29 protein-coding genes, 1 pseudogene and 1 riboswitch are annotated in these 25596 nt (G+C 62.7%); of the genes and pseudogenes, 7 read left to right on the top strand and 23 right to left on the bottom strand.

Annotated elements, in window-relative coordinates; all coding sequences use genetic code 11:
- The 10 genes from ispH to coxB all read right to left on the bottom strand — a co-directional run bounded on the left by ispH (position 1) and on the right by coxB (position 7822).
- Entirely contained in the window at positions 1 to 1011 is a 1011-nt protein-coding gene (gene ispH, locus AC3CB8_RS14610) for a 4-hydroxy-3-methylbut-2-enyl diphosphate reductase (protein ID WP_015318789.1), read from the bottom strand.
- An 88-nt stretch (positions 1012 to 1099) separates the two neighbouring features.
- Entirely contained in the window at positions 1100 to 1855 is a 756-nt protein-coding gene (locus AC3CB8_RS14605) for an SURF1 family protein (protein ID WP_352566477.1), read from the bottom strand.
- Complete coding sequence (locus AC3CB8_RS14600) at positions 1852 to 2238, bottom strand: DUF983 domain-containing protein (RefSeq protein ID WP_023783506.1); 387 nt, start codon at positions 2236 to 2238, stop codon at positions 1852 to 1854. The genes AC3CB8_RS14605 and AC3CB8_RS14600 overlap by 4 nt, the downstream gene beginning before the upstream one ends.
- Before the next feature lie 21 nt (positions 2239 to 2259).
- A complete protein-coding gene (locus AC3CB8_RS14595) occupies positions 2260 to 2478 on the bottom strand; it encodes a L,D-transpeptidase family protein (RefSeq protein ID WP_023772915.1) in 219 nt (72 codons plus the stop codon).
- 85 nt (positions 2479 to 2563) lie between these two features.
- Positions 2564 to 3445 carry a cytochrome c oxidase subunit 3 gene (locus AC3CB8_RS14590; RefSeq protein ID WP_015318792.1) on the bottom strand — a complete coding sequence of 294 codons (882 nt, stop codon included), beginning with the start codon at positions 3443 to 3445 and terminating at the stop codon, positions 2564 to 2566.
- Position 3446: 1 nt separating this feature from the next.
- Complete coding sequence (locus AC3CB8_RS14585) at positions 3447 to 4079, bottom strand: cytochrome c oxidase assembly protein (RefSeq protein ID WP_023772916.1); 633 nt, start codon at positions 4077 to 4079, stop codon at positions 3447 to 3449.
- On the bottom strand, positions 4079 to 4246 hold the full coding sequence (locus AC3CB8_RS14580; protein WP_023772917.1) for a hypothetical protein: 168 nt from the start codon (positions 4244 to 4246) through the stop codon (positions 4079 to 4081). Before AC3CB8_RS14580 ends, AC3CB8_RS14585 begins: the two co-directional genes overlap by 1 nt.
- Positions 4243 to 5187 (bottom strand): heme o synthase, encoded by a 945-nt coding sequence (locus tag AC3CB8_RS14575; RefSeq protein ID WP_023772918.1) that lies wholly within the window; start codon positions 5185 to 5187, stop codon positions 4243 to 4245. Before AC3CB8_RS14575 ends, AC3CB8_RS14580 begins: the two co-directional genes overlap by 4 nt.
- Before the next feature lie 77 nt (positions 5188 to 5264).
- Complete coding sequence (gene ctaD / locus AC3CB8_RS14570; protein ID WP_352566472.1) at positions 5265 to 6917, bottom strand: cytochrome c oxidase subunit I; 1653 nt, start codon at positions 6915 to 6917, stop codon at positions 5265 to 5267.
- 38 nt (positions 6918 to 6955) lie between these two features.
- Positions 6956 to 7822 (bottom strand): cytochrome c oxidase subunit II, encoded by an 867-nt coding sequence (gene coxB, locus AC3CB8_RS14565; RefSeq protein ID WP_023794584.1) that lies wholly within the window; start codon positions 7820 to 7822, stop codon positions 6956 to 6958.
- A gap of 378 nt (positions 7823 to 8200) precedes the next feature.
- On the opposite strand from coxB, the gene AC3CB8_RS14560 reads away from it, so the two are divergent.
- Positions 8201 to 8761, top strand: coding sequence for an invasion associated locus B family protein (locus AC3CB8_RS14560; RefSeq protein WP_023772920.1), 561 nt, complete (start codon positions 8201 to 8203; stop codon positions 8759 to 8761).
- 167 nt (positions 8762 to 8928) lie between these two features.
- Positions 8929 to 10341 (top strand): metalloprotease TldD, encoded by a 1413-nt coding sequence (gene tldD, locus AC3CB8_RS14555; protein WP_023772921.1) that lies wholly within the window; start codon positions 8929 to 8931, stop codon positions 10339 to 10341.
- 25 nt (positions 10342 to 10366) lie between these two features.
- On the opposite strand, the gene AC3CB8_RS14550 is transcribed toward tldD, so the two are convergent.
- Complete coding sequence (locus AC3CB8_RS14550; protein WP_031241070.1) at positions 10367 to 10651, bottom strand: hypothetical protein; 285 nt, start codon at positions 10649 to 10651, stop codon at positions 10367 to 10369.
- 181 nt (positions 10652 to 10832) lie between these two features.
- Here AC3CB8_RS14550 and AC3CB8_RS14545 point away from each other — a divergent pair, with 181 nt between their 5' ends.
- Positions 10833 to 11108 (top strand): AbrB/MazE/SpoVT family DNA-binding domain-containing protein, encoded by a 276-nt coding sequence (locus AC3CB8_RS14545; RefSeq protein WP_023772923.1) that lies wholly within the window; start codon positions 10833 to 10835, stop codon positions 11106 to 11108.
- Entirely contained in the window at positions 11095 to 11484 is a 390-nt protein-coding gene (locus AC3CB8_RS14540) for a type II toxin-antitoxin system VapC family toxin (RefSeq protein ID WP_023772924.1), read from the top strand. The genes AC3CB8_RS14545 and AC3CB8_RS14540 overlap by 14 nt, the downstream gene beginning before the upstream one ends.
- Positions 11485 to 11577: 93 nt before the next feature.
- Here the strand turns inward: AC3CB8_RS14540 and AC3CB8_RS14535 are convergent, their stop codons facing one another.
- Both AC3CB8_RS14535 and AC3CB8_RS14530 read right to left on the bottom strand, forming a co-directional pair.
- Positions 11578 to 12819, bottom strand: coding sequence for a class I SAM-dependent RNA methyltransferase (locus AC3CB8_RS14535; RefSeq protein WP_352566470.1), 1242 nt, complete (start codon positions 12817 to 12819; stop codon positions 11578 to 11580).
- Positions 12816 to 13580 carry a TlyA family RNA methyltransferase gene (locus AC3CB8_RS14530; RefSeq protein ID WP_023783499.1) on the bottom strand — a complete coding sequence of 255 codons (765 nt, stop codon included), beginning with the start codon at positions 13578 to 13580 and terminating at the stop codon, positions 12816 to 12818. The genes AC3CB8_RS14535 and AC3CB8_RS14530 overlap by 4 nt, the downstream gene beginning before the upstream one ends.
- Positions 13581 to 13754: 174 nt before the next feature.
- On the opposite strand from AC3CB8_RS14530, the gene AC3CB8_RS14525 reads away from it, so the two are divergent.
- Positions 13755 to 14156 (top strand): GFA family protein, encoded by a 402-nt coding sequence (locus AC3CB8_RS14525; protein ID WP_023772927.1) that lies wholly within the window; start codon positions 13755 to 13757, stop codon positions 14154 to 14156.
- On the opposite strand, the gene AC3CB8_RS14520 is transcribed toward AC3CB8_RS14525, so the two are convergent.
- The 6 genes from AC3CB8_RS14520 to AC3CB8_RS14495 form a co-directional block, all read right to left on the bottom strand.
- The gene (locus AC3CB8_RS14520) at positions 14153 to 14434 is read right to left on the bottom strand and encodes a hypothetical protein (RefSeq protein WP_352566468.1); all 282 of its coding nucleotides are present in this window, start codon (positions 14432 to 14434) and stop codon (positions 14153 to 14155) included. The genes AC3CB8_RS14525 and AC3CB8_RS14520 overlap by 4 nt on opposite strands.
- 148 nt (positions 14435 to 14582) lie before the next feature.
- Entirely contained in the window at positions 14583 to 16520 is a 1938-nt protein-coding gene (gene dxs / locus AC3CB8_RS14515; protein WP_352566466.1) for a 1-deoxy-D-xylulose-5-phosphate synthase, read from the bottom strand.
- 72 nt (positions 16521 to 16592) lie between these two features.
- On the bottom strand, positions 16593 to 17513 hold the full coding sequence (locus AC3CB8_RS14510; protein WP_488377316.1) for a pirin family protein: 921 nt from the start codon (positions 17511 to 17513) through the stop codon (positions 16593 to 16595).
- A gap of 39 nt (positions 17514 to 17552) precedes the next feature.
- Positions 17553 to 17819 carry a DUF2277 domain-containing protein gene (locus tag AC3CB8_RS14505; protein WP_352566462.1) on the bottom strand — a complete coding sequence of 89 codons (267 nt, stop codon included), beginning with the start codon at positions 17817 to 17819 and terminating at the stop codon, positions 17553 to 17555.
- Positions 17820 to 17910: 91 nt separating this feature from the next.
- Complete coding sequence (locus AC3CB8_RS14500; protein ID WP_015318808.1) at positions 17911 to 18162, bottom strand: exodeoxyribonuclease VII small subunit; 252 nt, start codon at positions 18160 to 18162, stop codon at positions 17911 to 17913.
- 3 nt (positions 18163 to 18165) lie between these two features.
- Positions 18166 to 19092 carry a histone deacetylase family protein gene (locus AC3CB8_RS14495; RefSeq protein WP_023772932.1) on the bottom strand — a complete coding sequence of 309 codons (927 nt, stop codon included), beginning with the start codon at positions 19090 to 19092 and terminating at the stop codon, positions 18166 to 18168.
- Between the two features lie 178 nt (positions 19093 to 19270).
- Positions 19271 to 19452: riboswitch (cobalamin riboswitch) on the top strand.
- A gap of 3 nt (positions 19453 to 19455) precedes the next feature.
- Here AC3CB8_RS14495 and bluB point away from each other — a divergent pair.
- Positions 19456 to 20130: pseudogene (gene bluB, locus AC3CB8_RS14490) on the top strand (5,6-dimethylbenzimidazole synthase); the annotation flags it as partial.
- Between the two features lie 116 nt (positions 20131 to 20246).
- Here bluB and AC3CB8_RS14485 read toward each other — a convergent pair.
- Together AC3CB8_RS14485 and AC3CB8_RS14480 are read right to left on the bottom strand one after the other, a co-directional pair.
- Entirely contained in the window at positions 20247 to 21230 is a 984-nt protein-coding gene (locus AC3CB8_RS14485; protein WP_352566460.1) for a hypothetical protein, read from the bottom strand.
- Positions 21231 to 21319: 89 nt separating this feature from the next.
- Positions 21320 to 21928: a TetR/AcrR family transcriptional regulator gene (locus AC3CB8_RS14480; protein WP_352566458.1), complete on the bottom strand. Its 609-nt coding sequence runs from the start codon at positions 21926 to 21928 to the stop codon at positions 21320 to 21322.
- A gap of 120 nt (positions 21929 to 22048) precedes the next feature.
- On the opposite strand from AC3CB8_RS14480, the gene AC3CB8_RS14475 reads away from it, so the two are divergent.
- The gene (locus AC3CB8_RS14475) at positions 22049 to 23269 is read left to right on the top strand and encodes an MFS transporter (RefSeq protein ID WP_023783492.1); all 1221 of its coding nucleotides are present in this window, start codon (positions 22049 to 22051) and stop codon (positions 23267 to 23269) included.
- A 20-nt stretch (positions 23270 to 23289) separates the two neighbouring features.
- On the opposite strand, the gene ribB is transcribed toward AC3CB8_RS14475, so the two are convergent.
- The gene (ribB, locus tag AC3CB8_RS14470; RefSeq protein WP_140661422.1) at positions 23290 to 24390 is read right to left on the bottom strand and encodes a 3,4-dihydroxy-2-butanone-4-phosphate synthase; all 1101 of its coding nucleotides are present in this window, start codon (positions 24388 to 24390) and stop codon (positions 23290 to 23292) included.
- A 108-nt stretch (positions 24391 to 24498) separates the two neighbouring features.
- Complete coding sequence (gene aroC, locus AC3CB8_RS14465) at positions 24499 to 25596, bottom strand: chorismate synthase (RefSeq protein WP_352726873.1); 1098 nt, start codon at positions 25594 to 25596, stop codon at positions 24499 to 24501.

Below are 25596 nucleotides of genomic sequence, written 5' to 3'. Positions count from 1 at the left end.
TCACGCGGTCCCGTTGACAAAGGCCATGTCGGCCGGCGTCAGTTCGACATCGCGCAATACCCGCATGACCGGAAAATCCTCTGTTTCGGTGGCCGTGACGGCCAGGTCGATGGTGACGTCGAAACGCTGGCGGAACGCGTCGATGATCTCATCGACGATGATCTCCGGCGCCGATGCTCCCGCCGACAGGCCGAGCGTCGAAATGGTGCCGATGTCATTCCACGGAATTTCGGCGGCGCGCTGCACGAGAAGCGACATCGAGGCACCTGCCCGTTCCGCAACTTCGACAAGGCGGCGCGAATTCGAGGAATTGGGGGCGCCGACGATCAGATAGAGATCAGCACCGGGCGCCGTGTCCTTGACCGCTTCCTGGCGGTTGGTGGTGGCGTAACAAATCGATTCCGCCGCCGGCGCCTGCAGGTCCGGAAAGCGCTCCTGCAATGCGCGGATGATGCCGGCGGTATCCTCGACCGAGAGCGTGGTCTGGGTGACGAAACCAAGTGCTTTTGGATCGGCGGGCACAAGCCGGGCGGCGTCGGCCTCGGTCTCGATCAGCGTTACCGCGCCTTCCGGTAACTGCCCCATGGTGCCGATCACCTCGGGGTGCCCGGCATGACCGATCAACAGCACATGGCGGCCAAGCCGCTGGTGACGCATCGCCTGCTTGTGGACCTTGGAGACCAGCGGACAGGTTGCGTCGAGATAGAACAGGTTGCGCGCCTGCGCGTCCGCCGGCACGGACTTGGGCACACCGTGCGCGGAGAAGACGACCGGCGACTGCCGATGTTCGGCCGGGATTTCGGAAAGTTCCTCTATGAAAACGGCTCCAAGGCTCTGCAGCCCCTCGACGACATAGCGGTTGTGGACGATCTCGTGGCGGACGTAGACCGGGGCGCCATATTTCTTCAGCGCCAGCACGACGATCTGGATGGCACGGTCCACGCCCGCGCAAAAACCGCGCGGCTGGCAGAGCCGGATCGTCAGAGGAGGCTTGGCGATTGTGTGAAGCATCAAATCCTGCCGGTTGGTCAGCGCCGAAATGAGGTGCCTACCCCTGCCCTGTCAAGGGTATCGGTGGAAAGGGAGGCGTAGCCTGCGTTCATTCCTCTTTCGCGGGCCGGCGAAGCCGGAGGACAAGCACCGCGGCGAGTGCCGCGGCAAGCCCGTACCAGGTGACGGCATATTGCAGATGACTGTTCGGCAGGTCGATGATGGTGACGCCCCCGATCGGAAGGCCGCCGGGATTTGGCGTCTTGTCGGCATCGATGAAGACCGGCACCAAGTTGAACCCAGCCGGCAGGCCGGCGCTCGCGGCCATGACGTCGCGGTCCTTCCAGTAGAAGATGTTCTTCCCCACATCATTGTCGGGAAGCATCATGGAGGGCTTTGTCGGCAGCGGGTTGCGGGCCAGCCCGGTGACCGCGACCCTGCCTGTTACCTGTCCCTTGGCGCGCTTCGCCGCGTCCTTGAGGTCGTAGGGAACAAAGCCGCGGTTGATCAGGACGAAACGGCCGTCGTCGAGGGCCAGCGGCGTATACACATTGAAGCCGGCCTCCCCTTCCCAGGTCGCGTAGAAATGCCGCTCGCCGGAATGCAGGAAAGTGCCGGTGACCGTGACCGGCGTGTAGTCGACGTCACCGGTCGAGGCGAATTCCTTCTCGACCTCGGAAAGCGGTCGTGGCGCCGAATGGGTGCGATGGTCGATGGTCTGCAGCAGGCCTTCCTTCCAGTGCAGGCGCTGGACCTGCCAGGTGCCCAGCGCCAGCAGAATCAAGAACAGCACAAGGCCAAGGACGAACAACAGTGCCGATCGTGGCCGCGAATGGCCGCGATCTTTGAAGGATGCTTCGCTCATTCGCCGCGATCCAGCCGCCCCTCGGCTGCTTTGTTGCTGTATTGCAGGGTGAGCAGCACTCCCTTGATCAACCGAAGCGCCGTCAGACACAGCACCAGTGCCAGTGGGATCCATATCAGCAGATGCAGCCAGAGCGGCGGGCTCAGCGTCACTTCCACCCAGAGCGCCAGACCGACGATGATGAAGCCGATGATCAGGATGACGAACACCGCCGGTCCATCGCCGGCATCGGCGTAGGAATAGTCGAGGCCGCAATTGACGCAGCGCTTGCCGACGGCGAGAAAGCCGGAAAACAGCCGCCCCTCGCCGCAACGCGGGCAGCGGCCGTGCAGGCCGGCCGAAATCGGATCGATCGGAGGCCAGATCGCCTTGTCCTCACTCATGCGTAGTGCCGTCATTCATGGCTATTGCTCGATCTCGATCGGCGCCCCATCGGCCACCATCGCCCAGACTTGGTCCATGTCGGACTCCGTAACCCCAATGCAGCCATCGGTCCAGTCGACCAATTGAAGCAGCCAGCCCGACCAGCCGAAGCCGCTTCGCCCGGTCGACGCGCACCAGACCTTCTCAGCGGCAAGAGCCGGAATGCCAATGCGCAAATCGAAGTCAGCCGCATCTTTCATTGATCGGCTGTCCTTGCGCCGAAAAGAAGAAAGGCGGCCACGTCGCCGCGACCGCCTTCCCGAAATCGACATCCAAAAGGCTGGATCAGTGGCCTTCGATCACCGCGCCGACCGATCCCCAGACGTAGATCGAGGCGAACAGGAACAGCCAAACCACGTCAACGAAGTGCCAATACCAGGCGGCCGCCTCGAAGCCGAAATGCTGCTTGGGGGTGAAGTCGCCCTTCATCGCCCTGATCAGGCAGACCAGCAGGAAGATGGTGCCGATGATGACATGGAAGCCATGGAAGCCGGTCGCCATGAAGAAGGTGGCGCCGTAGATGGAATCCTTAAAGCCGAACGGCGCGTGCATGTACTCGTAAGCCTGCACCATGGTGAACAGCATGCCGAGCCCGACGGTCAGCACCAGGCCGTTGATCAGGCCCTTGCGGTCGCCATGGATGAGCGAGTGGTGCGCCCAGGTAACCGTGGTGCCCGACAGCAGCAGGATGATGGTGTTGTAGAGCGGCAAATGGAAGGGATCGAGAACCTCCATGCCCTTCGGCGGCCAGACACCACCGGTAAACGTGTGACGCGCGTAGTTTTGCACCTCACCGGCAAAAAGACTGGCATCGAAATAGGCCCAGAACCAGGCAACGAAGAACATCACCTCCGAGGCGATGAACATGATCATGCCATAGCGCAGGTGCAGCGACACGACGCGCGTATGGTGGCCCTCATGCGCTTCCTTGATCGTGTCCGACCACCAGGCGAACATGGTGTACAGCACGATCACAATGCCGATGAAGAACAGCCACGGATTGGCGATGTTGACGCCGAAGATCGGGAAGGAGCCGCCTTTCAGGTATTCCATGAGGCAGACACCGCCAAAAGCGGTGACAAGCGCCCCGACCGATCCCAGGAAGGGCCACGGGCTCGGGTCGACGAGATGGTAGTCATGGTGTGGTTTTGCGTGCGCGTCTGCCATATCAACCCCCGAGATTTCCTTCGGTATCTGAAACTGTCTTGCTATTGCCCTGGGCCGGCCCGGACGACGCCACCGGCTTGGTCTTCTCGACCGGGAACATCGTATAGGACAGGGTGATCGTCTTCACGTCCTTCAGTTCCGGCACATTCACGATGTCGGGGTCCACATAGAACAGGACCGGCATGTCCAGCGTCTCGCCCGGCTTTAGCGTCGTATCGGTGAAGCAGAAGCATTCGACCTTGTTGAAATACGGGCCCGCCAGTTCCGGCTGCACATTGAAGGTTGCGCGGCCGGTGACGGGGCGATCGAACTTGTTGGTCGCCTGATAATGCGCCTGCACGGTCTGCCCGATCTTCATGGTCATCGAGCGTTGGACCGGCTGGAACTCCCATGGCACGCCGGCGATGTTGGCGTCGAAGCGGACGGTGATCTCGCGGTCGAGCACGCGGCCGGCATATTGCTTCTCGACACGTTGCGTCGTGCCGCCATAGCCGGTCGCCTGGCAAAACATCTTGTAGAGCGGCACGGCGGCATAGGCCATGCCGATCATGCCGGTGAAGAAGGCAAGGCAGACAGCCGCGACAACGCGGTTGCCGGTCTTGCCTACCGTCTTCTTGGACGTCTCGGCGCTCATCACATCGAGCCCGACAAATTGTGGCCGAACTTCACGATTGTCGCGATGTAGAAGATCACGACCAGCACCGCCAGCGCCACGCCAATGGCGATAGAACGGCTGCGCTGGGCCTTCTTCTGGCGATCGGTCAAGGTGACCGTTTCGAGTTCTTTCTCGACCATGGTCATGCCCCACCCATGGCAAGCGCGCGTTCGACGACACTGTCAGCCAGATAAACGGCGAAGATCGCGAAGAGATAGAGCAGCGAATAGGCGAACAGGGCCTTTGCCGGCTTCATGGCGCGGTCATCGTCGGCCATGCCAAGCACTTTCCAGGCATACCAGACGAAACCAGCCCCCAGCAGCAAGGCAGCCACGCCATAGAACGGCGTCGTGTAGCCGAGCAGCCAGGGCAGCACGCCGACCGGAGCCAGCACCAGTGCGTAGGCGAAAATCTGACGGCGGGTCGATGCATGGCCGGCGACGTTGGGCATCATCGGGATGCCGGCGCGGCCATAGTCCTCGGACTTGAACAGCGCGAGCGCCCAGAAATGCGGCGGCGTCCACAGGAAAATGATCAGGAACAGGATGATGCTTTCGAGGCTGACCGACCCGGTCACCGCGGCCCAGCCGATAACCGGTGGGATGGCGCCCGCTGCACCGCCAATGACGATATTCTGCGGCGTCGAGCGTTTCAGCCACATCGTGTAGACCACGGCATAGAAGAAGATGGTGAAGGCCAGCAGCGTCGCCGACAACCAGTTGACCAACACGCCGAGCGTCATCACCGACAGCACCGACAACACCAAGCCGAAGCTCAGCGCCTCGTGCGGCTGGATCCGGCCGGAAGGCACCGGGCGGCTGGCGGTCCTGGTCATCACCGCGTCGATGTCGGCGTCGTACCACATGTTGAGCGCGCCAGAGGCGCCGGCCCCAATCGCAATGGCCAGGATGGCGATCACCGCCAGCAGCGGATTGATGGTCACCGGTGCCGCGACCAGTCCGACAAAGGCGGTGAACACCACCAGCGACATGACGCGCGGCTTCAACAGGGCGAAGAAATCGCCCGCCGTGGCTTCCGACATACGGAAGCCCGCTTCGTCAATGCTGGTTTTGTCGACTAGGGCCATGCGTACTCAAGTCCATCATTCCGTTGGCCAAAACCGCCGGCGGGCCGGCGGTTTCGTATTCGAGCGGGGAGCCGCCTTCACTTGATCTTCGGCAGCTGCTCCCATTGGTGGAACGGCGGCGGCGAAGGCAGCTGCCATTCGAGTGTGGTAGCACCCTCACCCCACGGGTTGGCGCCGGCGATACGCTTTTTCTGGAAGGCTTCGAACACGCCATAGAGGAAGATCACCACCCCGACGGCCGAAATATACGAGCCGTAGGACGAAACCATGTTCCAGCCCGCAAACGCGTCAGGATAGTCGATGGTGCGGCGCGGCATGCCGGCGAGGCCGAGGAAGTGCTGCGGAAAAAAGACCAGGTTCACGCCGACGAACATGACCCAAAAATGGGTGTTGGCGATGACGGGCGAGTACATGTAGCCGGTCATCTTCGGGAACCAGTAGTACCAGCCGGCGAAGATGGCGAACACCGCGCCCAACGACAGCACGTAGTGGAAGTGGGCAATGACGAAATAGGTGTCATGCAGCGACCGGTCGAGGCCGGCATTGGCCAGCTGGACACCGGTGACTCCACCGATGGTGAACAGGAAGATGAAGCCCAGCGCCCACAGCATCGGCGGTTTGAACGAGATCGATCCGCCCCACATGGTTGCGATCCAGGAGAAGATCTTCACGCCTGTCGGCACCGCGATGACCATGGTGGCGAAGACGAAGTAGCGCTGCGTGTCGAGCGACAGACCGGTCGTATACATATGGTGCGCCCAGACGATGAAGCCGACCGCGCCGATCGCAACCATGGCGTAGGCCATGCCGAGATAGCCGAATACCGGCTTTCTCGAGAAGGTCGAGACAATATGGCTGATGATGCCGAACCCCGGCAAGATCAGGATGTAGACTTCCGGGTGACCGAAGAACCAGAACAGGTGCTGGAAGAGGATCGGGTCACCACCACCGTCAGGCGCGAAGAACGTCGTGCCGAAATTGCGGTCGGTGAGCAGCATGGTGATGCCGCCGGCCAGAACCGGCAGCGACAGCAAGAGCAGGAAGGCGGTGACCAGCACCGACCATGCAAACAGCGGCATCTTGTGCAGGGTCATGCCTGGCGCGCGCATGTTGAAGATGGTGGTGATGAAGTTGATGGCACCGAGAATCGAGGACGCGCCGGCGATGTGGATCGACAGGATCGCCAGATCCATGGCCGGTCCGGGCTGGCCCGAAGTCGAAAGCGGCGGATAGAGCGTCCAGCCGCCGCCCACGCCAAAGGCTCCGGGCGCACTCGGCACGAACATCGAGGTGAGCAACAGGATGAAGGCCGGCGGCAGCAGCCAGAACGAGATGTTGTTCATGCGCGGGAATGCCATGTCGGGAGCACCGATCATGATCGGCACCATCCAGTTGGCGAAACCGCCGATCAGGGCCGGCATGACCATGAAGAAGATCATGATCAGCGCGTGCGCGGTGGCAAACGCATTGTACATGCTCTTGCCACCGTCGATCGCGGCATCGCCGTTCATGCCATAGACCATCTGCGCAAGGCCGCTGAAGATCTGGATGCCAGGCTCCTGCAGCTCCATGCGGATAGCGACCGAAAGCGCGCCGCCGATAATGCCGGCCATGATCGCGAAGATCAGGTAGAGCGTACCGATATCCTTGTGGTTGGTCGAATAAACCCAGCGCACCCAGCCATGATACGGCTTGTGATCGTGCCCCTCGTGAGCTGCAGCGTCTGCCATGTTCCGCTCCGTTCCCTAAATCTTGCTGACCCGCGGCATCAGTTGCCGGCGGCCGCTACCTTGTTCTGGCCATCGACCTCGGCCATGAGCGTCTTGTTGGCACCAGGCAGGTCGGTCTTGGCCGCGGCCAGCCAGGTCTTGAACTGCGTGTCCGACACAACACGAATGGCGATCGGCATGAAGGCGTGGTCCTTACCGCAGAGCTGCGAGCACTGGCCGTAATAGAGGCCTTCTTTATCCGCCTTGAACCAGGTCTCGTTGGTGCGGCCGGGAATGGCGTCGATCTTGATGCCGAAGGACGGCATGGCAAAGGAATGGATCACGTCGGTCGCGGTGACAAGCACGCGGGTCATCGTGTTGACCGGCACGACCAGTTCGTTGTCGACGGCGAGCAGGCGCGGATAGACGGCGCGATCCTCCTTGCCGGCCTTGGCGCGATCGCCATCCTGAAGGATGGCCGAATTGAAGGCGAGCGTGTTGTCGGTCTGGTATTCGTAATCCCAGTTCCACTGGTTGCCGGTCGCCTTAACGGTCAGCTTGGCCTCTTCCGGTGGCGTATACTGGGCGGTCAGGAGCGTGAACGAGGGGATGGCGAGGCAAAGCAGGATAACGACAGGACCGACAGTCCAGATCACCTCGATCAGCGTGTTGTGGCTGGTCTTGGACGGGGTCGGGTTGGCGCTCGCGCGGAATTTGATGATGCAGTAGATCAGCAGAAACAGCACCAGGACCGTGACCGGGATGATAAACCACATCGTGTAGTTTCCGAACCACTCGATCTGCCGCATCATGTCGGTCGCGGGCGCCTGGAAGCCGGTCTCCCACGGCCTGGGCTGGTCCGCATAAGCGGATCCGCAGGCGAGGAACGTGGCAGCAGCACCGGTGCTCGCTAGGAATTTTCTCATCGCCCTCTTCGTCTCCCAGTCTCTCACCGGCTGTGCCCGCGAGAATAACGAACAATGCCGGGACGGGAATCCCGGACAGTTTCAAGCTGGTTCAAACCATACTCTTTTTCCCTCCGCAAGAAAGGAGCGGTCGAAACCGTGCGGCATTTTTGCGCGCAAGCCGACGTGGCTCTTCCGGGGCAATGGCCGTAATGGCGAATCGCGTATGTTCGGCGGGGTGCACGCCTTGTGCCGGCGGCACCCGCAAAGCGTCGTAATTCAGGCGAATTTGGCAAGGAAAAGCGCCGCATTGCCTTTTTAGGGACAGTCCGGCCACGGTCTCGTCCTTTACTTGGCATTGGCGCGGCTTAAAGTGCCGTGATTCGCAATGGAGCAGTCATGAACTCTTGGCTTTCGAGACTGAGGCATACGCGACTAGGCCTTTCGAGAACCCTGGCAAACGCAGTGTTTCTAGGGGTCCTTTGCGCGGCCGGTCTGTTCGTCGCCGGCAAGGCCAATGCTGCCCAGCCAAGCGGCACGGTGCGCTCGACGCATGGCGCATGGTCGATCATCTGCGACACGCCGGCCGGCGCCACCTCGGAACAATGCGTGATGATGCAGAACGTCGTCGCCGAGGATCGTCCGGAAATGGGGCTCTCGGTCGTCGTGCTGCGCACCGCCGACAACAAGGCCGAGATCCTGCGCGTGCTGGCGCCGCTCGGCGTGCTGTTGCCGAACGGCCTCGGCCTCAACGTCGACGGCAAGGACATTGGCCGCGCCTACTTCGTGCGCTGCTTCCAGGACGGCTGTTATGCCGAGGTCATTCTCGAAAAGCCGCTGCTCGACACACTGAAGACCGGCACATCGGCGACATTCATCGTTTTCCAGACCCCGGAAGAGGGTATCGGCATTCCCGTCGAGCTCAAGGGTTTCGCCGAAGGCTTCGCCGCTCTGCCCTGATCGCGGCTTCGCGCTGAACCAGGCATGGACGCGGCTTTTGCCGACCCAGACGCATGCCCTGCAGCGAACGAAGTCATTCGTCGGCGCCGATTCCTCATTGCCGATTGTGCGGGCGCGGCTTCACGCCTACATCGGGGGAAAGCAATCATCCCACGGACGGACGCGCCATGAACAGCCTGATCGGCCAATTCGACATTTCAGACGACCGCATCAAGCAGATCGTCGCTGACACCATCAAGGGCGCCGATGACGGCGAGCTTTTCCTCGAATACAGCGAGAGCGAAGCGCTGATGTTCGACAATGGCAAGCTGAAGACCGCCAATTTCAACACCGACCAGGGGTTTGGCCTGCGGGCCGTCGCCGGCGAGGCCAGCGGCTACGCTCATTCCAGCGACCTGTCCGAGGCGTCGCTGCTGCGCGCGGCCGAAGCTGTCTCGACCGTCAAGGGTGGCTATTCAGGCACGCTTGCCGCAGCCCCCGCCCGTACCAACCGCCATCTCTACGGCGACGAGAACCCGATCCCCTCTCCTTCCTTCGAGGCCAAGGCGAAGCTGCTGCAAGAAATCGATGCCTGGCTGCGCGCCGAGGATCCACGCGTGCGCCAGGTGACGGCCTCGATCGCCGCGTCCTGGCAGCATGTCGAGATCGTTCGTGCCGACGGCCAGATAGTGCGCGATATCAGGCCGATGGTCCGCGTCAACGTCTCGGTCGTCGTCGGCGACGGCGACCGCCAGGAAAGCGGCTCCTACGGCATGGGCGGGCGCAAGGCATTCGGCGAATTCCTGATCGAGGATAGTTGGAGGCACGCCGCCAGGGAGGCGCTCCGGCAAGCGGTGGTCAACCTGGAGGCAATCCCGGCCCCGGCAGGCACTTTCGACATCGTGCTATCCAATGGCTGGCCGGGCGTGATGCTGCACGAAGCCGTCGGCCATGGTCTTGAAGGCGATTTCAACCGCAAGAAAACGTCGGCGTTCGCCGGCCTGATGGGGCAGCAGGTGGCCGCCAAGGGGGTGACGGTCGTCGACGACGGCACCATCCCAGAGCGGCGCGGCTCACTCACCGTCGACGACGAAGGCACGCCTTCGGCCCGCAACGTCTTGATCGACGACGGCAAACTGGTCGGCTACATGCAGGACCGGCAGAATGCCCGGCTGATGGGCATGAAAGCCACCGGCAATGGCCGGCGAGAAGGCTATGCGCACCAGCCGATGCCGCGCATGACCAACACTTACATGACGTCAGGCGACATGGAGCCGGACGAAATCATCGCCTCCGTCAAGAACGGCATCTACGCCGTCTCCTTCGGCGGTGGCCAGGTCGACATAACGTCGGGCAAATTCGTGTTCGGCTGCACCGAGGCCTACATGATCGAGAACGGCAAGGTGACGCAGCCGATCAAAGGCGCAATGCTGATCGGCAACGGGCCTGATGCCATGCACCGCGTATCGATGGTCGGCAACGACATGAAGCTCGACAATGGCATCGGCATGTGCGGCAAGGCCGGCCAGGGCGTACCCGTCGGCGTCGGCCAGCCGCATCTCAGGATGAACCAGATGACGGTCGGCGGCACGCGGGTTTGAATGACAACCTGATCGAGGCGGCCGGTTACGTCTTGCTGGTGGACCGCCTCGACGTCGAATAGAGGATTAGGAAGCCGACGACACCACCAATCGCATATTTGATCCAGGCATTCAGATAATCGACTGCGCCGTTCTGGCTGGAGACGTACAGCGCCGCGCCGACAAAGGTCATGACCGAGATGCCAAGAGCATAGGACGGCACCAATCCTATGCGGGCGATCTTTCTCAAAAGCCAAGCGACCAGCGCTCCGGTGAGCGCCATAATCAAAGCCGCACCCAATATCTCGGCCACAAACCCCGGTGAAATCATCTTTTTCACTCCCTTTTCCCGCCGCGGAATGTGCCTGTTTCGCAAAGCGAATTCAATGGCGCCGATTGGACATCGTTTGCAGCCTTCGAACGCACGGTTTCAGACACGGGCCGACACCTAGCGGCTTGAATTTTGCTGGCCGCTCCAATATCTTACCTTTGTCTTACGAAGGGAGTATCCTATGGCCGCTTCTGAAAAGCTCATAACCACCGTCTCGACCAAGGGACAGGTCATCCTGCCCAGCGCGATCCGGAAACGCAGGGAATGGGTAGCCGGCACACGCCTTGTGGTCGAGGAGACCGCTGAGGGTGTCCTTCTAAAGCGGACGCCGGTTTTCACCGAGACGCGGCCTGAGGACGTGTTTGCGTCCTTGCCGTACAGCGGCAAGCCGAAGACGCTGGAAGAAATGGATGCAGGCGTGCTCGCCGAGGCACGGCGACGCCATGCTCGCGATTGATACTAATCTTGTCGTTCGTTATCTAACGGGCGACCATCCCGAGCAATCCTCGCGCGCCCGACGGCTGATCGATGGGGGAAGGGTTTTCGTCGCCACCACCGTGATTTTGGAGGTCGAGTGGGTGCTGCGCAGTGCCTACGGCTATATGCCTCCCGAAATCGCCCGGACACTAAGGGCGTTCGGCGGGCTTACCACGGTAGAAATCGAGGATGCGGTGATCGTTGCGGCGGCACTCGATCTGGCTGAAAGGGGAATGGATTTCGCCGACGCGCTGCATCTGGGAAAGTCCACCCACTGCGACGGCTTCGTGACCTTCGACCGAAAGCTCATCCAGGTCGCGCAAACCGCTGGACATGACAACGTCCTAGAGGCCTGACGGTGGTACGCTGCCCGCCATAGGCTCGATTCCTCTTGCAGATGCCGTTCGTACGAATCCTTGCCGTCGGAGATACGCTGAACGCCAGGCGCCCTACCGCTTTCTCCTCGGCTTCTCCAGCAAGGCGACCGCTTCGACATGTGGCGACCACAGGAACTGATCGATTGGCGTCACGCTGTTCAGGGTATAGCCGCCGTCGATGAGAATGCGCAGGTCGCGGGCCAGCGTCACCGGGTTGCAAGACACCGCGGCAATGTACGGAACGTCCGAGCGGGCGATCTGCTTCGACTGGTCTTCGGCGCCGGCGCGCGGCGGATCGAAGACAAGGCCGTCGAAGGCGTTCAACTCCTTAAAGGTCAGTGGCCGGCGAAACAGGTCGCGTCGTTCGCCCGTCACCCGCTTGAGGCCGGTCGCGAAACGTGATCCCCGGTCGAGCGCCGAAAGCGCGGCCGCATCGCCTTCGACCGCATGGACTTCCGATCTCGCCGCCAACCGCAAGGCAAAGCTGCCGCAACCGGCAAAGAGATCGGCGACCTTTTTTGCACGCTTTAGATGTCCGCCGACAATCTCGGCCATGGTCCGTTCCGCGGCCTCCGTCGCCTGCAGAAAGGCGCCGGGCGGCACGGCGACCGCAACACTGCCGAACATGACCACGGGCTTCCTTGGCTCGATGACGATCTCGTCATCGATGGACAGCCTGGCAAAGCCTTGCGCAATGACGAAGTTGGAGGCGATATGGCGTTGGTGTTCGCCGAGCTTGCCTGACTCGTGCACCGCGATGTCTAGGCCGGAACCCGTAACGGTGACCGCCATCCGGAACGATTTGGTGGTGGCGCATATCAATTCGGCCAGCGCCCTCAGTTGGCCGAGTGCCGCGACGATCTCGGGCAGTGAGATCGGGCATTCGGATATGGAGATGATCTCGGGCGACAGATGGCGATTGAAGCCGAGCAGCATGCCTGTGTCCGTGCGCCGGGCGGCAAGCACGACGCGGCGGCGCGACTGCGGCGCGCAGGTGACCAGTTCGCCGATCTCGCACTCGATGCCCTTGCCCTTCAATGCATGCACCACCTTTTCGCGTTTCCATCGGCGATAGGCTCCGATCTCCAAATGCTGGAGGGCACAGCCGCCGCATTCGGTGAAATGGCGGCAGGCGGGTTCGACGCGCAGCGGAGAGGCTTCCAGCACCGCCATCAGCGTGGCGCGATCCCGCTCGCGCGCGGCGGTGACGATTTCGCCCGGCAGCGTGAAGGGAATGAACAGATCGCCGCTCTCGGTTTCGGCGATGCCGTCGCCCTGCGATCCGAGCTTTCGTATTGTGAAGCGTACGCTCATCGATCCTTGATCCCACCGAGCAGGAATTCGCGATTGCCGTCGCCACCTTCGATCGGCGACAGATGCAGGCCAAGCGAGCGCCAGCCGGGAACGGCATCCAGCCAATCCTGCAGCAAGCCCGCGACACGGGCGGCATCGAAGGGATCCTTCAACAAACCGCCCTTGCCGATCGCCTCGCGACCGGCCTCGAATTGCGGCTTGACCAGAAAGATCGCACCGGCGCCGGGCTTGGCAATGGCGAGTGCCGGGGGCAGCGCCAATTTCAATGAGATGAAACTGACGTCGGAAACGATGAAATCCGGACTGCGGCCGGCAAGATCGGCAGCGGTGAGATCGCGCGCGTTCAGGCCCTCGATCACTGTCACGCGCGGATCACCACCGACATCAGGATGCATCTGGCCATGCCCGACATCGATTGCCGTGACATGGGACGCGCCGCGTTCGAGCAGCACCTGGGTGAAACCGCCGGTCGAGGCGCCGATGTCGAGGGCCTCGCGACCGGCCGGGTCGAGGCTGAAATGGTCGAGTCCGGCGATCAGCTTGAGCGCGCCGCGCGAGACATAGGCTTGCGCCGGATCGTCGATGGCAACAACGCATTGCGGCGAAACGTTCTGGCCGGCCTTGCGGGCCATGGCGCCGTCGACCATCACCGTGCCGCGCTCCACCGCGTCGCGAGCGCGCGAGCGGCTGGCAAACAGCCCGCGCTGTACGAGCAGGTCGTCGAGCCGCTGGCGTGTGCTGGCTGGCAGAGGCGAGTTCATCGGCCTTCTCTGACGAAAGCCCGCGGTGAAGGCAAGGACATTAGATGGACCGAAGTGCTCCTACGGGAGCGGCTGGTGCATCGAACCAGGCCGCGGCTTGCGCCCATCATGCCGGGTCCGGCAGAATATTGGTCACAAAGAGTCCACTGTTTGTCGCAACTCGAAGGAGAACGAATGCTGACGGGAACCTGCCACTGTGGCGCCGCCCACTGGACGCTGGAGGGCGACCCCGGCCCGGTGACGGCCTGCAACTGCACGCTTTGCCGCCGCTATGGCACGCTCTGGGCCTATGATTATGTCGACGAACGCATCCGCGTTTCGGGGCCGACGGCTAGCTATACGCGCGCCGGAAAGGAAGACCCGTCGCTCGAGATCCTGTTCTGCCCGCGTTGCGCCTGCGTGCTCGGCTGGCGCGGACTGCGCGCCAGCGCCTCGGGTCGAAGACGCATGGCCGTCAATGTCCGGCTGGCGCCCCCCGAGGCCGTCGCCGATCTGCCGATCGACCATTTCGATGGCCTCGACACGTACGATGATCTGCCGCGCGACGGCCGCTGCGTACGCGACATGTGGTTTTAGAAGATGGTTCGGGGTGCCTGGCGCTCGATGGCTGGAGACAATCCGTCGTCTCGACCCCCTGAAGCCTGCTCACGCGCATGCTCTGTCGCAACAGGCGAAGGATCCGGCGACACCACAAGCTGCGGAATTTGCTTGTAGGAAAAGGCACCGCGGATATCGCCCATCTTGCTGGCGACAATGCCTACCGCCGCCTTTTCGAGATTGCGGTCGTAGGGCGTTTCGGCGGCAGCCGGTACGACCATCACCGCCAAGGCCGCGCCGCACAGAAGCGTCTTCATTCTCGTTGTCTCCCTGCCTGCCTGTGATCTAGCAGGGCGGCGTTGAAAAACGGCCAAGGGACAGGGTAAGCAAAACGCCAAACGGCAGCGTTAACAACACATTACGAAATCGAGACGGCAAACTGCTTCAAGCTGTTGAGGTTTTGATTCAGGCGCGCTGGGCGCGGACCGTATGACCGAGCGCGGTGAATACGGTGCGCACGATTCCGGCGACGTCGAGACCAGCATCGGCATACATCTTCTCTAGCTTGGCGTGGTCGGTGAAGGCATCGGGCAGCACCAGCGGGCGTACCTTCAGGCCGCTTTCGAGCAGTCCTTCATGGGCGAGGAATTGTAGCACATGGCTGGCGAAGCCGCCAATGGCGCCCTCCTCCACCGTTACCAGAACCTCATGGGAGCGGGCCAGCCGCCGGATCAGATCCTGGTCGAGCGGCTTGGCGAAACGGGCATCGGCGACCGTGGTGGAAAGCCCGGCCGCGCCGAGTTCCTCGGCTGCGGCAACGCAATCCTGCAGCCTTGTGCCGAAGGACAGGAGGGCAACCTTGCTGCCTTCCCGGACGATGCGGCCTTTGCCGATCTCCAGAACCGAGCCGCGCTCGGGCATGTCGACGCCGACGCCGTTGCCGCGCGGATAGCGGAAGGCGATCGGCCCGTCGTCGTAGCTGGCGGCGGTGCGAACCATGTGACGCAATTCCGCCTCGTCGGCCGCGGCCATTACGACAAAGCCCGGCAGGCTTGCCAGGAAGGTGGTATCGAACGCGCCGCAATGGGTGGCACCGTCGGCGCCGACAAAGCCAGCGCGATCGATGGGGAAACGCACCGGCAGTTTCTGGATCGCGACGTCATGGACGACCTGATCATAGGCACGCTGCAGGAAGGTCGAATAGATCGCCGCGAAGGGCTTGTAGCCTTCCGTCGCCAGGCCGGCGGCGAAGGTCACCGCATGCTGTTCGGCAATGCCGACGTCGAAAGTCCTTGACGGAAACACCTCGCCGAACAGGTCGAGGCCGGTGCCGCTCGGCATGGCTGCGGTGACGGCGACGATGCGGTCGTCCTCGCGGCCCTCCTGGATCAGGCTTTCGGCAAACACCTTGGTGTAGGCCGGTGCATTGGCCGGCGCCTTGGCCTGTGCGCCGGTGATGACATCGAATTTGTTGACGCCATGATACTTGTCGGCGGCCGCTTCCGCCGGCGCGTAGCCCTTGCCCTTCTGGGTGACGACATGGATCAGCACCGGACCCTTGCCGTTGTCACGGACATTTTTCAGGACCGGGATGAGATGCTCCAGATTGTGACCGTCAATCGGGCCGATGTGATAGAAGCCGAGTTCCTCGAACAAGGTGCCGCCGGTGACGTAACCGCGCGCATGCTCGACCGCGCGGGTGATGGCTCGATCGGCCCGCTTGCCGAGATAGGAGGTCAGCTTCTTGCCAAAGTCGCGCAGGCCGACATAGGCCTTGCCGGAAGCCAGGCGCGCCAGATAGGCGCTCATGGCGCCGGTTGGCGGGGCGATCGACATATCATTGTCGTTGAGGATGACGATGAGGCGCGCATCGAGCGCGCCGGCATTGTTCATCGCCTCATAAGCCATGCCAGCCGACATGGCGCCGTCGCCGATGACGGAAATGACATTGTTGCGGCCGCCTGAGAGGTCGCGGGCGGCGGCCATGCCGAGGCCGGCCGATATCGATGTCGAGGAATGGGCGGCGCCGAACGGGTCATATTCGCTCTCGGCTCGGCGGGTGAAGCCCGACAAACCGCCTTCCTGGCGCAAGGTGCGGATGCGGTCGCGACGGCCGGTCAGGATCTTGTGCGGATAGGCCTGGTGGCCGACATCCCAGATCAGCCGGTCATCGGGTGTGTTGAAGACATAATGCAGTGCCACCGTCAGTTCGACCACGCCAAGGCCGGCACCGAGATGGCCGCCGGTGCGGGAAACGGCATCGACCAGTTCGGCGCGAAGCTCAAATGCCAGTTGTGGCAAGTCGCTCTCGGCCAGCCTGCGCAGATCGGCCGGGACGCGAACCCTATCGAGAAGCGGCGTATGCGGCGTTGCGTTCACGTTGGGCCCAGACTTTCTGTTCATCTGCGGGATAGGCCGCCGGCAGGCGAAAGTAAATGCGTGTCGCTGACGCGGACGCTCAACCCTTCGATCCGCTCAACCTTCCGGCAGCGGGATGAATTCTTTCTCATCACCAGGAACGATATCGAAGCGGCCGGTCTTCCATTCCTGCTTGGCCTGCTCGATGCGCTCCTTGGACGAGGAAACGAAATTCCACCAGATGTAGCGCTTTGAGCCAAGCGAGGCGCCGCCGAACAGCATGAAATGCGCCCCGGTCGATGACCATATGACGATCTCGTCGCCGGGCCGGAACACCAGCAGCCGTTCCGCCGGAAAGACATCACCCGAAATCGAGACCTCGCCCTCCAGCGTGTAGATGGCGCGCTCCTCGGCATCGGCCGAGATTTTGACGCTGGCGCCGGGCGCCACCCGCAAATCTGCATAGAGTGTTTCGGTATCGGCCCGCACCGGAGACCGCAAGCCCTGGAACTCACCGATGACGACGCGGCCGCTGACGCCTTCGGCGTCGATTTCGGGAAGCCGCAGCGCCGCGGTGTTCTCGAACACCGGTGCCACCTCTTCCTTGCCGTCCGGCAGAGCCAACCAGGTCTGCAGGCCGGAGATCGACATCGGCGCGCCGCGCAATTCCTGCGGCGTGCGCTCGGAGTGGACGATGCCGCGACCAGCCGTCATCAGGTTCACGTCGCCGGGCTCGATGACCATCTCGGTGCCCAGCGAATTGCGATGCCTGATCTTGCCGTCGAACAGATAGGTCACGGTCGACAGGCCGATATGCGGGTGCGGACGGACATCGAGCGCCTGGCCGGCGCGCATGATCGCGGGACCCATTCGATCGAAGAAGATGAACGGCCCGACCAGGCGCCGTTTGGCGGTCGGCAAGGCGCGACGCACCTCGAAACCGCCAATGTCCTTGGCGTTGGGGATGACCATCAGCTCGATCTGGTCGCTGGCGAAGGCATCGCCGGCCTCAGGGTCTTTGCCGGGGAAGAAGCTCATGAACTCTCCTCGTCAGCGGTCAGCGGGCGCGTGGGCATATCAGGCGAACCGGATCGCCGCTTTTGCTTTTAATTTGGCCGCCACCTCTTCGCGATTGCGCGGATGCTGGTGGGTTTCGAGGGATTCGAGCAATTCGCGTGCGGATGCGGCGATGGCTTCGACCGCATGATCGAACGCATGCTGGTTCTTGGCAGAGGGCCGCGTCGTGCCGCTCAGCTTGCGGACAAACTGCAGTGCCGCGTCACGGACTTCGTCGTTAGTTGCCGGCGGATCAAAATTGAACAGGGTCTTGATGTTTCTGCACATCGCTTCCGTATCTCCTCTTGTCCGTTTCAATCGGGACGAACTGTATCCTCAATGATGATCGTGTCCAAAAATCGGTAAGGCTGCTCCGGACTCAGTCCGCGTCGAGCGGCTCGGTTCCAACCGGCTTGCCGTCCCGCGACAGCCTGATCTTCTCGACCTTGTCCTCGGCGGCCTTCAGCAGCCGGTCGCAATGGACCTTCAGCGCCTCGCCCCGCTCGTAAATCCGGATCGACTGGTCGAGCGGCACGTCGCCCCGCTCCAGATCATCGACGATCTTCTCCAGTGCGTCGAGTGCCTGTTCAAAGCTCATCGCCTTGACGTCTTCGTTGATCTCACCGGTCATCATTCATCCTTTCATCAGTCGCCCGACATGGGCGGCGACCGAAAATGCCAATCCCTGCAGATCGTAGCCGCCCTCGAGCAGGCTGACGAGCCGGTTGCCGCCGTGGATTGCGGCGCGCTGCATCAGCTGGCCGGTCGCCCAGTCGAAATCGTCCTCGGTCAGATTGATTTCCGCCAGCGGGTCGCGATGGTGCGCGTCGAAGCCGGCCGAAATGACAATCAGATCCGGCGCGAAATTGTCGAGTGCCGGCAGCACGCGCGACAGGAACGCATCGCGAAACACCTCGCTGCCGGTCCGAGGCGCCAGCGGCGCATTGACGATGTTGCCCGCGCCGGTCTCGCTCTTCGCGCCCGTGCCGGGATAAAGCGGCATCTGGTGCGTCGAGCAATAAAGCACCGAGGGATCGTCCCAAAAAATATCTTGCGTGCCATTGCCGTGATGCACGTCCCAGTCGACGACGGCGACGCGCTCGGCGCCGTGCTTCTTCTGCGCGTAGCGGGCCGCGATTGCCGCCGTGTTGAAGAAGCAGAAGCCCATGGCAGTGGTCTTTTCGGCGTGGTGGCCGGGCGGACGGGCGGCGACGAAGACGTTGTCGGCGCGGCCCGCAAAGACGTCGTCGACGGCGGCATTGGCGGCACCGATCGCCGTAATCACCGCCTGCCAGCTTTTCGGGCTGGCGGTGGTGTCTGCGTCGATGCGGGCAATGCCTTCGTCGGGGATGGCGGCGCGGACACGCGCGACGAAATCGGCGGGATGCGCGTAGAGGATGGTCGCTTCGTCGCCTTGCGGTGCCTCGACGCGGTCAAGCGCGGCAAAAGCTTCGTCGTCGAGCACGCGCTCGATGGCGCGCAGGCGGTCGGGCCGCTCGGGGTGACCGGGCGGGGTGATGTGTTCGAGAAAGATCGGGTGCGTGTAAAGACGGGTGGCCATGCCCCCTATCTAGTGCCCCGGCGCCGTGATGGCCATGCGTTGCGGCTTGATCGCTGGGGAAAATCGAACCTGCGTCCATTCATGTCGCTGCCGGCATTGGAGTCGTCGGCCCTTCGGAGTAAGACTGCCGCTACTGCCTGGTGCCTGCCGGTCTGTTTGTTTTAGCCGCATTCCGCGACGCCAAGTGTTTGCACTTGGCTACAAATGCCCTGGCGGGAGAATCGGGAACACGGTTGAACTCCGTGGCGTGCCCAACGCTGTGAGGGGGACCGCGCCGGTAGATGCCACTGTCGATGACGGGAAGGCACCGGACGCGGGTTGATCCCGAGCCAGAAGACCGGCCTGGCAGGCATCGTCATCCGCATGGTCAGGCGGATGGCATCGATTGCAATCGCAAGGGGACACGCGATGCGGGAAGCCATGACCGCTCAAATGGGCGATGGATTTGACCAGAGTGCGCGCGACGCGGTTTACCGTGCCATGTTTACGCGGCGCGACGTCCGCAGCCATTTTACATCGGAGGCGATCGACGACGAGGTGCTGGCGCGGCTGCTGCTTGCCGCCCACCACGCGCCATCGGTCGGCTTCATGCAACCCTGGAACTTCATCGTCATCCGCGATGCCGCGCGGCGGGCGGAGGTGCGCGACCTGTTCCTGGCCGCGCGAGAACGGGAACTGCCTGAAATAGAGGCGGAACGGCAGGCGCTCTACCGCAAGCTCAAGCTCGAAGGCGTTTGCGAAAGCGCGCTAAACATCTGCATCACCTGCGACCGCGAGCGCTCGAAAGGCTCGCCGCTGGGACGCTGGCACAATCCGGAGATGGATCTCTACAGCACGGTCTGCGCGGTGCAGAATTTCTGGCTGGCCGCGCGTGCCGAGGGCGTTGGGGTCGGCTGGGTCAGCATCATCGAGGCGCAAGCGCTGAAAAGCCTGCTGGCGATTCCCGATCACGTGACGCCGATCGCCTATCTCTGCGTCGGCCGCGTTTCCGAGTTCGCACCGAAGCCGGACCTCGAAACGCATGGCTGGGGCCGGCGGCTGCCGCTGCCCGAGCTGATCATGAGCGAGACTTTTCGCGGGCAAGGCGAAGCGCCGCTCAAATCAGCAGTGGCGCGCCTCGGCACCGTCGCCGGTGCGCCCGCGAGCCCGGCCGATCAGCTCGTCGCGCCGGCCGTGCCCCAGCGCGAACCGCCGAAAGTGGAGAGCGCCTTGTCCTTGAGTTCCCTGAACTTCGACGAAGCTTCGGCCAGCCTGGCGTCCCAGGCGGCATCGGGCACCTGACCCTCGATGGTCTTGAAATAGACCTGCATCAGGCAGGCAATGGCGAAGGGCTCGATGAAGGCCGCCTTGAAAGCCCAGGCAAAGACGATTGCCAGCACGAAAGCCCAGCCGGCGAGCTGCCCGGGCATGACGTAAAGAATAGCGGCTGCCGGAGCGAGCATCAGCAGGAAAATCACGAACGACACGGCCCACATGATGACCGCCAGCCAGACGGCGTTCTTGACCATGGTCTTACCGTTCTGGGCGTAGAGCACGACGCCTTGGCGCGCGGTTTCGAACGGCGAGGACGAATTGATGCGGATGTTGTAGCCAAGAATGATCTCGTCGACATAGGTCAGCGACAGGCGAATCACAGTGTTGAGGAACGAAACCAGTCCGCTCAGGCCAGGAATAGGCAGGAAGGCCGCGATGCCGCCGAGCAGGCCGGTGATGGCGCGGATGGCGCCCTTGACCAATTGGTCGACAACGAAAAGGATGTTGGCCTCGGCAAAACGCTCGGTCACGATCTCTTTTGCGTAGGCGATCTGGTGCTGGCCGTCGGGAACATCATGGCCGTCGATCAGATGCACCATGACGGCTATATGGCCCGCTTTGACGACGTAGAGGATGTATTCGCGGATCCAGTAGACGGCGATCGAGACGATGCCGAAACCGACCACGCCGCCCCACATCGCAAAAGACAATGGTCCGTCGGGATCGGTGGAAATATGGCCGACGCCATAGCCGACGGATGCGCCGGTGCCGGTTGCCATGATGTAGGCCAGCGTGATGCCGAAATAGACGATCATGCGAAAGACAATGAAAGGCCAGGTCCGCATCATGATGGACACCGACCTGCCGATATCAAAATCCCACATGCCCGAATCTCCCCTCAGAGATGGCTGCCGAGGATGCGCTCAAACCGGCTATTGTCAATTGCAGGTGGTGGCGGGACTGCCATGGAGGTTCATCTTGAAAGCGCTTCCGGCTTTTTCAGCAGGCCTTCGAGCAATTGCTTGAACGCGGCCACCACCATTTTCGAGGTCCCTTCGGGATCTGGCGAATTGGCGATCCGCTGCGCAGCCTGGCTGCTCGCCCCATTGATCAGCCGCGCTGCCGACTCCGGATCGACGCCGGGGACGACCACCCCCTCCCCTTGCAGCGCGGTCAGATGATCGGTCATTGAACCGACGCAGGCATTGGCATTCGACCACTGTGCCGGATCGCCCAGCACAGCCGGACCATCCCGGAACATGATGCGCTGGATTTCCGGCTCCAGCGCCATTTCGATATAGGTAGTGCATTCGTCGACGAAATGCTGCCAGCGGGTCGGCGCCCGCGACGCGACCTCATTCACCCGGCCCGCCATTTCCGCGTCGATTTCGGCGATAACCGCCTCAAGCAGCCCCTTCTTGTCGCCGAAGTGATGATAAAGGGCGCCGCGCGTCAGCCCGGCCGACGCGGTGAAATCATCCATCGACGCTTCGGCATAGCCGATGGTGCCGAAAGCCTGGCGCGCCGCGGCAATCAGCTTGGCGCGTGTCTCGGCGATCATCTCCTTGCGCGGTCGATGCATGCTTCCGGCCTTATCTACATACGCGTCGTATGCCAATTGACATACGCGGCGTATGCTCTATTTAACACTTATACGTCTCGTATGTAATTGTGGAATCGCCCCTCGTCGAGGAACAGAACCATGCAAAACCCCTATTCGGAAATCTTTCGCGCTCCCGGAGCCAGGGGCTTTGCCGCCGCCGGCTTCATGGCGCGCCTGCCGATCGCCATGGCGCCAATCGGCATCGTGGCGATGCTGTCGCAGACGCGTGGCGAATACTGGCTGGCGGGCGCGGTTTCGGCGACTTTCGCCTTGGCCAATGCCTTCCTGGCGCCGCAAATATCGAGGTTGGTCGACCGCCTCGGCCAGACGCGGGTCGTCGTACCCACCACCATTATCTCCGTGCTTGCTTTCGCGGCCCTGATCGCATCGGCCAATCAGGACTGGCCGGTATGGACGCTGTTCGCGTCGGCGCTGCTGGCCGCGGCAATGCCAAGCATGCCGGCCATGGTGCGGGCGCGCTGGACCGAGATTTTCCGGGGCCGGTCCGAGATGAACACCGCCTTCGCCTTCGAGTCGGCGGCGGACGAACTGGTCTATATCGCCGGCGCATCGCTGTCAGTGGGCCTCAGCGCCGCGCTGTTCCCGGAAGCGGGCGTGCTCGTCAGCACGCTGTTCCTCGCCTTGGGCTCGACAGCTTTCATCCTGCAGCGTTCGACCGAGCCGCAAGTGCGGCCGGTGGACCATGGCTCCAGCGGCTCGGCAATCCGTCTGGGGCCGGTTCAAATCATCACCTTCGCCATGATCTTCATCGGCGCGACCTTCGCGACGACGGAGGTGAGCACGGTGGCGATCACCAAGGAACTCGGCCAGCCGGGCACTGCCAGTCTCGTCATCGGCGTCTATGCGCTGGGCTCCTTCGTGCTCGGCATCATCATCGGCGCGCTCAACCTGAAAGCACCGCTGCAGCGCCAGCTCGCCATGGCGGTTGCCTTGGTAGGGCTCGGCACACTGCTGCCGCTTACCGCCAGCACCGTGCCAGCGCTCGCGCTGACTGTCTTCATCAGCGGCGTGGCGATCTCGCCGACCTTCATCACCGCCTTCGGCCTGATCGAACGGCATGTTCCTGAAACGATGCTGACCGAAGGCATCACCTGGGTGACTACAGGCATCGGCATCGGCATGGCGCTGGGTTCGTTCGCCGCCGGCGCGGTGGTGGATGCCTTCGGCGCCCAGAACGGGTTCTGGGTTTCGGTGACGTCAGGTGCTATCGCACTGATCACTGTGCTGCTCGGCCAGCGCAGCCTCGCCACCCACGAATGCGAGTTGGAAGGATGCGAGGCGGCAATCCCGGCCGAATGACAGGGCAGGGTTTGTCGAGCTCAGATGATCTCGGTCTTGGCGATGTGAATGCCAAAACCCTCGAGGCCGACATAGTGGCGTTCGCGTGAGGCAATCAGATTGATCGAGGAAATGCCGAGGTCCTTCAGGATCTGGGCCCCGAGACCGATCTCGCGCCATTCGCTCTCGCGCCGGCGCGCCTCTTCATGGTCCTCGCGGTCGCCTGGCGCCGGCCGGTTGCGCTCCTGATGGGCGACGCCGACCGAGCCTTCCCTGAGATAGACGATGACGCCGCGCTTGCGTTCACCCATCGCCTTCATGATGCCGTCGAGCCGGTGGCTGGTGCCGAACACGTCGGTCACCACATCCTCCGAATGCAGCCGCACCGGCACCTCCTCGCCGTCGCGGATGTCGCCGAAGACGATGGCGACGTGATGCATCGTGTCCCAGGGCAGCGTGTAGGTGAAGACCTGCGCCTTGCCACCCAGCGTCTCGATGTCGGAGCAGGCGACGCGCTCGACCAGCGTTTCCTTGCGTTGCCGGTAAGCGATCAGGTCGGCGACCGATACCTGCTTGAGGCCATGCTCCTCGGCGAAGGCCGCGACCTGCGGGCCGCGCTTGACGGTGCCATCATCGTTGACCAGTTCCGAGATCACGCCGATCGGCGGCAGGCCGGCGAGCTTGCACAAATCGACCGCCGCCTCGGTATGACCCGAGCGCATCAAGACGCCGCCCTCGCGCGCGATGAGCGGGAAGATGTGGCCAGGGCGGACAAAATCGGAGGCGCCGACATTGCCGTTGGCGAGGTTGCGCACGGTCAGCGTGCGGTCGTCGGCCGAAATGCCTGTCGTCGTGCCATGCTTGAAGTCGACGCTGACTGTAAAGGCGGTGGTGTGGGCCGAATCATTGTCGGCCACCATCGGCGCGAGGTTCAGCCGCTTGGCCTCCTCGCGCGGCATCGGCGTGCAGACGATGCCCGACGTGTTGCGGACGATGAAGGCCATCTTCTCCGGCGTGCAATGGACGGCCGCGACGATCAGGTCGCCCTCGTTCTCGCGCCCGTCATCGTCCATGACGACGACGATCTCGCCACGTTCGAAGGCCCGAATGGCTTCCACGATCTTCTTCTGGTCGTAAGGCATAAAGCGCTCGTTTCACTCGATGGAACAGGGAGTAAGGGAGTAAGGCAGTAGGGGAATAGCGAAAAGAAAAAAACGACGCGTCGGCGGACCGGGCAGCTTACTCCCTACTCACCTACCTGTCTGTCCTCGATGCCGCAGATAGTGGTCGGCAATGGCACAGGCGACCATGGCCTCGCCGATCGGCACGGCTCGGATGCCGACGCAGGGGTCATGGCGACCCTTCGTCATCACTTCGACATCCCTGCCGTCCTTGTCGATCGATTTGCGCGGCGTCAGGATCGACGAAGTCGGCTTCACGGCAAAACGGGCGACGATCGCCTGGCCGGTCGAGATGCCGCCCAGGATGCCGCCGGCGTTGTTGGACAGGAACACCGGCTTGCCGTCATTGCCCATGCGCATCTCGTCTGCATTCTGTTCGCCGGTGATGCGGGCGGCCTCGAAACCATTGCCGATCTCGACACCCTTGACGGCGTTGATCGACATCAGGCCGGAGGCGATGTCCTGGTCGAGCTTGGCGTAGATCGGCGCGCCGAGGCCGGCAGGCACACCGTCGGCGACGATCTCGATCACCGCGCCGACCGAGGAACCGGCCTTGCGGATGCCGTCGAGATACTGCGTAAAAACAGGAACCGAAGCCGGGTCAGGCGTGAAGAACGGGTTCTCGGCATCGCCGATGAAATTCCAGTTCCAGTTCGCGCGGTCGATGGACTTTTCGCCCATCGACACGAGCGCGCCGCGCACCACCATGCCCGGCACCACTTTGCGGGCGAGCGCGCCGGCAGCGACCCTGGCAGCGGTCTCGCGCGCCGAGGAGCGGCCGCCGCCGCGATAGTCGCGTATGCCGTATTTGACGTCGTAGGTGTAGTCGGCATGGCCCGGCCGGAACTGGCGGGCGATCTCTCCATAGTCCTTCGAGCGTTGATCGACATTCTCGATCAGCATCGACACGGGCGTGCCGGTGGTGACCATCGTCGCGCCGTCCTCGTCGAGGACGAAGCCTGAAAGGATCTTCACTTCGTCCGGCTCGCGACGCTGCGTGACGAAGCGCGACTGGCCCGGGCGGCGCTTGTCGAGTTCGGCCTGGATTTCATCGCGCGTGAAACGGACGCCCGGCGGACAACCATCGACCACGCAGCCGAGTGCCGCGCCATGGCTCTCGCCCCAGGTGGTGACGCGAAAAAGATGGCCGAACGTGTTGTGAGACAT

The organism is Mesorhizobium sp. P160927, assembly GCF_057766385.1.
Note: the sequence above shows the minus strand (reverse complement) of the source record. Positions and strands in the feature narration are given on the sequence as shown.

Bases quoted from the DNA above. Each gene is read 5' to 3' on its own strand.
- AC3CB8_RS14550 (WP_031241070.1), bottom strand. From the start codon at position 10,651: ATGATTTCACCGGGGTTTGTGGCCGAGATATTGGGTGCGGCTTTGATT.
- AC3CB8_RS14530 (WP_023783499.1), bottom strand. From the start codon at position 13,580: ATGAACTCGCCTCTGCCAGCCAGCACACGCCAGCGGCTCGACGACCTG.
- AC3CB8_RS14575 (WP_023772918.1), bottom strand. From the start codon at position 5,187: ATGGCCCTAGTCGACAAAACCAGCATTGACGAAGCGGGCTTCCGTATG.
- AC3CB8_RS14560 (WP_023772920.1), top strand. From the start codon at position 8,201: ATGAACTCTTGGCTTTCGAGACTGAGGCATACGCGACTAGGCCTTTCG.
- AC3CB8_RS14600 (WP_023783506.1), bottom strand. From the start codon at position 2,238: ATGAGTGAGGACAAGGCGATCTGGCCTCCGATCGATCCGATTTCGGCC.
- AC3CB8_RS14500 (WP_015318808.1), bottom strand. From the start codon at position 18,162: ATGACCGGTGAGATCAACGAAGACGTCAAGGCGATGAGCTTTGAACAG.
- ctaD (WP_352566472.1), bottom strand. From the start codon at position 6,917: ATGGCAGACGCTGCAGCTCACGAGGGGCACGATCACAAGCCGTATCAT.
- tldD (WP_023772921.1), top strand. From the start codon at position 8,929: ATGAACAGCCTGATCGGCCAATTCGACATTTCAGACGACCGCATCAAG.
- ispH (WP_015318789.1), bottom strand. From the start codon at position 1,011: ATGCTTCACACAATCGCCAAGCCTCCTCTGACGATCCGGCTCTGCCAG.
- AC3CB8_RS14540 (WP_023772924.1), top strand. From the start codon at position 11,095: ATGCTCGCGATTGATACTAATCTTGTCGTTCGTTATCTAACGGGCGAC.
- AC3CB8_RS14495 (WP_023772932.1), bottom strand. From the start codon at position 19,092: ATGGCCACCCGTCTTTACACGCACCCGATCTTTCTCGAACACATCACC.
- AC3CB8_RS14595 (WP_023772915.1), bottom strand. From the start codon at position 2,478: ATGAAAGATGCGGCTGACTTCGATTTGCGCATTGGCATTCCGGCTCTT.
- AC3CB8_RS14485 (WP_352566460.1), bottom strand. From the start codon at position 21,230: ATGTGGGATTTTGATATCGGCAGGTCGGTGTCCATCATGATGCGGACC.
- ribB (WP_140661422.1), bottom strand. From the start codon at position 24,390: ATGCCTTACGACCAGAAGAAGATCGTGGAAGCCATTCGGGCCTTCGAA.
- coxB (WP_023794584.1), bottom strand. From the start codon at position 7,822: ATGAGAAAATTCCTAGCGAGCACCGGTGCTGCTGCCACGTTCCTCGCC.
- AC3CB8_RS14525 (WP_023772927.1), top strand. From the start codon at position 13,755: ATGCTGACGGGAACCTGCCACTGTGGCGCCGCCCACTGGACGCTGGAG.
- AC3CB8_RS14480 (WP_352566458.1), bottom strand. From the start codon at position 21,928: ATGCATCGACCGCGCAAGGAGATGATCGCCGAGACACGCGCCAAGCTG.
- AC3CB8_RS14505 (WP_352566462.1), bottom strand. From the start codon at position 17,819: ATGTGCAGAAACATCAAGACCCTGTTCAATTTTGATCCGCCGGCAACT.
- AC3CB8_RS14520 (WP_352566468.1), bottom strand. From the start codon at position 14,434: ATGAAGACGCTTCTGTGCGGCGCGGCCTTGGCGGTGATGGTCGTACCG.
- AC3CB8_RS14545 (WP_023772923.1), top strand. From the start codon at position 10,833: ATGGCCGCTTCTGAAAAGCTCATAACCACCGTCTCGACCAAGGGACAG.
- AC3CB8_RS14580 (WP_023772917.1), bottom strand. From the start codon at position 4,246: ATGACCATGGTCGAGAAAGAACTCGAAACGGTCACCTTGACCGATCGC.
- AC3CB8_RS14535 (WP_352566470.1), bottom strand. From the start codon at position 12,819: ATGAGCGTACGCTTCACAATACGAAAGCTCGGATCGCAGGGCGACGGC.
- AC3CB8_RS14475 (WP_023783492.1), top strand. From the start codon at position 22,049: ATGCAAAACCCCTATTCGGAAATCTTTCGCGCTCCCGGAGCCAGGGGC.
- AC3CB8_RS14510 (WP_488377316.1), bottom strand. From the start codon at position 17,513: ATGAGCTTCTTCCCCGGCAAAGACCCTGAGGCCGGCGATGCCTTCGCC.
- AC3CB8_RS14605 (WP_352566477.1), bottom strand. From the start codon at position 1,855: ATGAGCGAAGCATCCTTCAAAGATCGCGGCCATTCGCGGCCACGATCG.
- aroC (WP_352726873.1), bottom strand. From the start codon at position 25,596: ATGTCTCACAACACGTTCGGCCATCTTTTTCGCGTCACCACCTGGGGC.
- dxs (WP_352566466.1), bottom strand. From the start codon at position 16,520: ATGAACAGAAAGTCTGGGCCCAACGTGAACGCAACGCCGCATACGCCG.
- AC3CB8_RS14590 (WP_015318792.1), bottom strand. From the start codon at position 3,445: ATGGCAGACGCGCACGCAAAACCACACCATGACTACCATCTCGTCGAC.
- AC3CB8_RS14585 (WP_023772916.1), bottom strand. From the start codon at position 4,079: ATGAGCGCCGAGACGTCCAAGAAGACGGTAGGCAAGACCGGCAACCGC.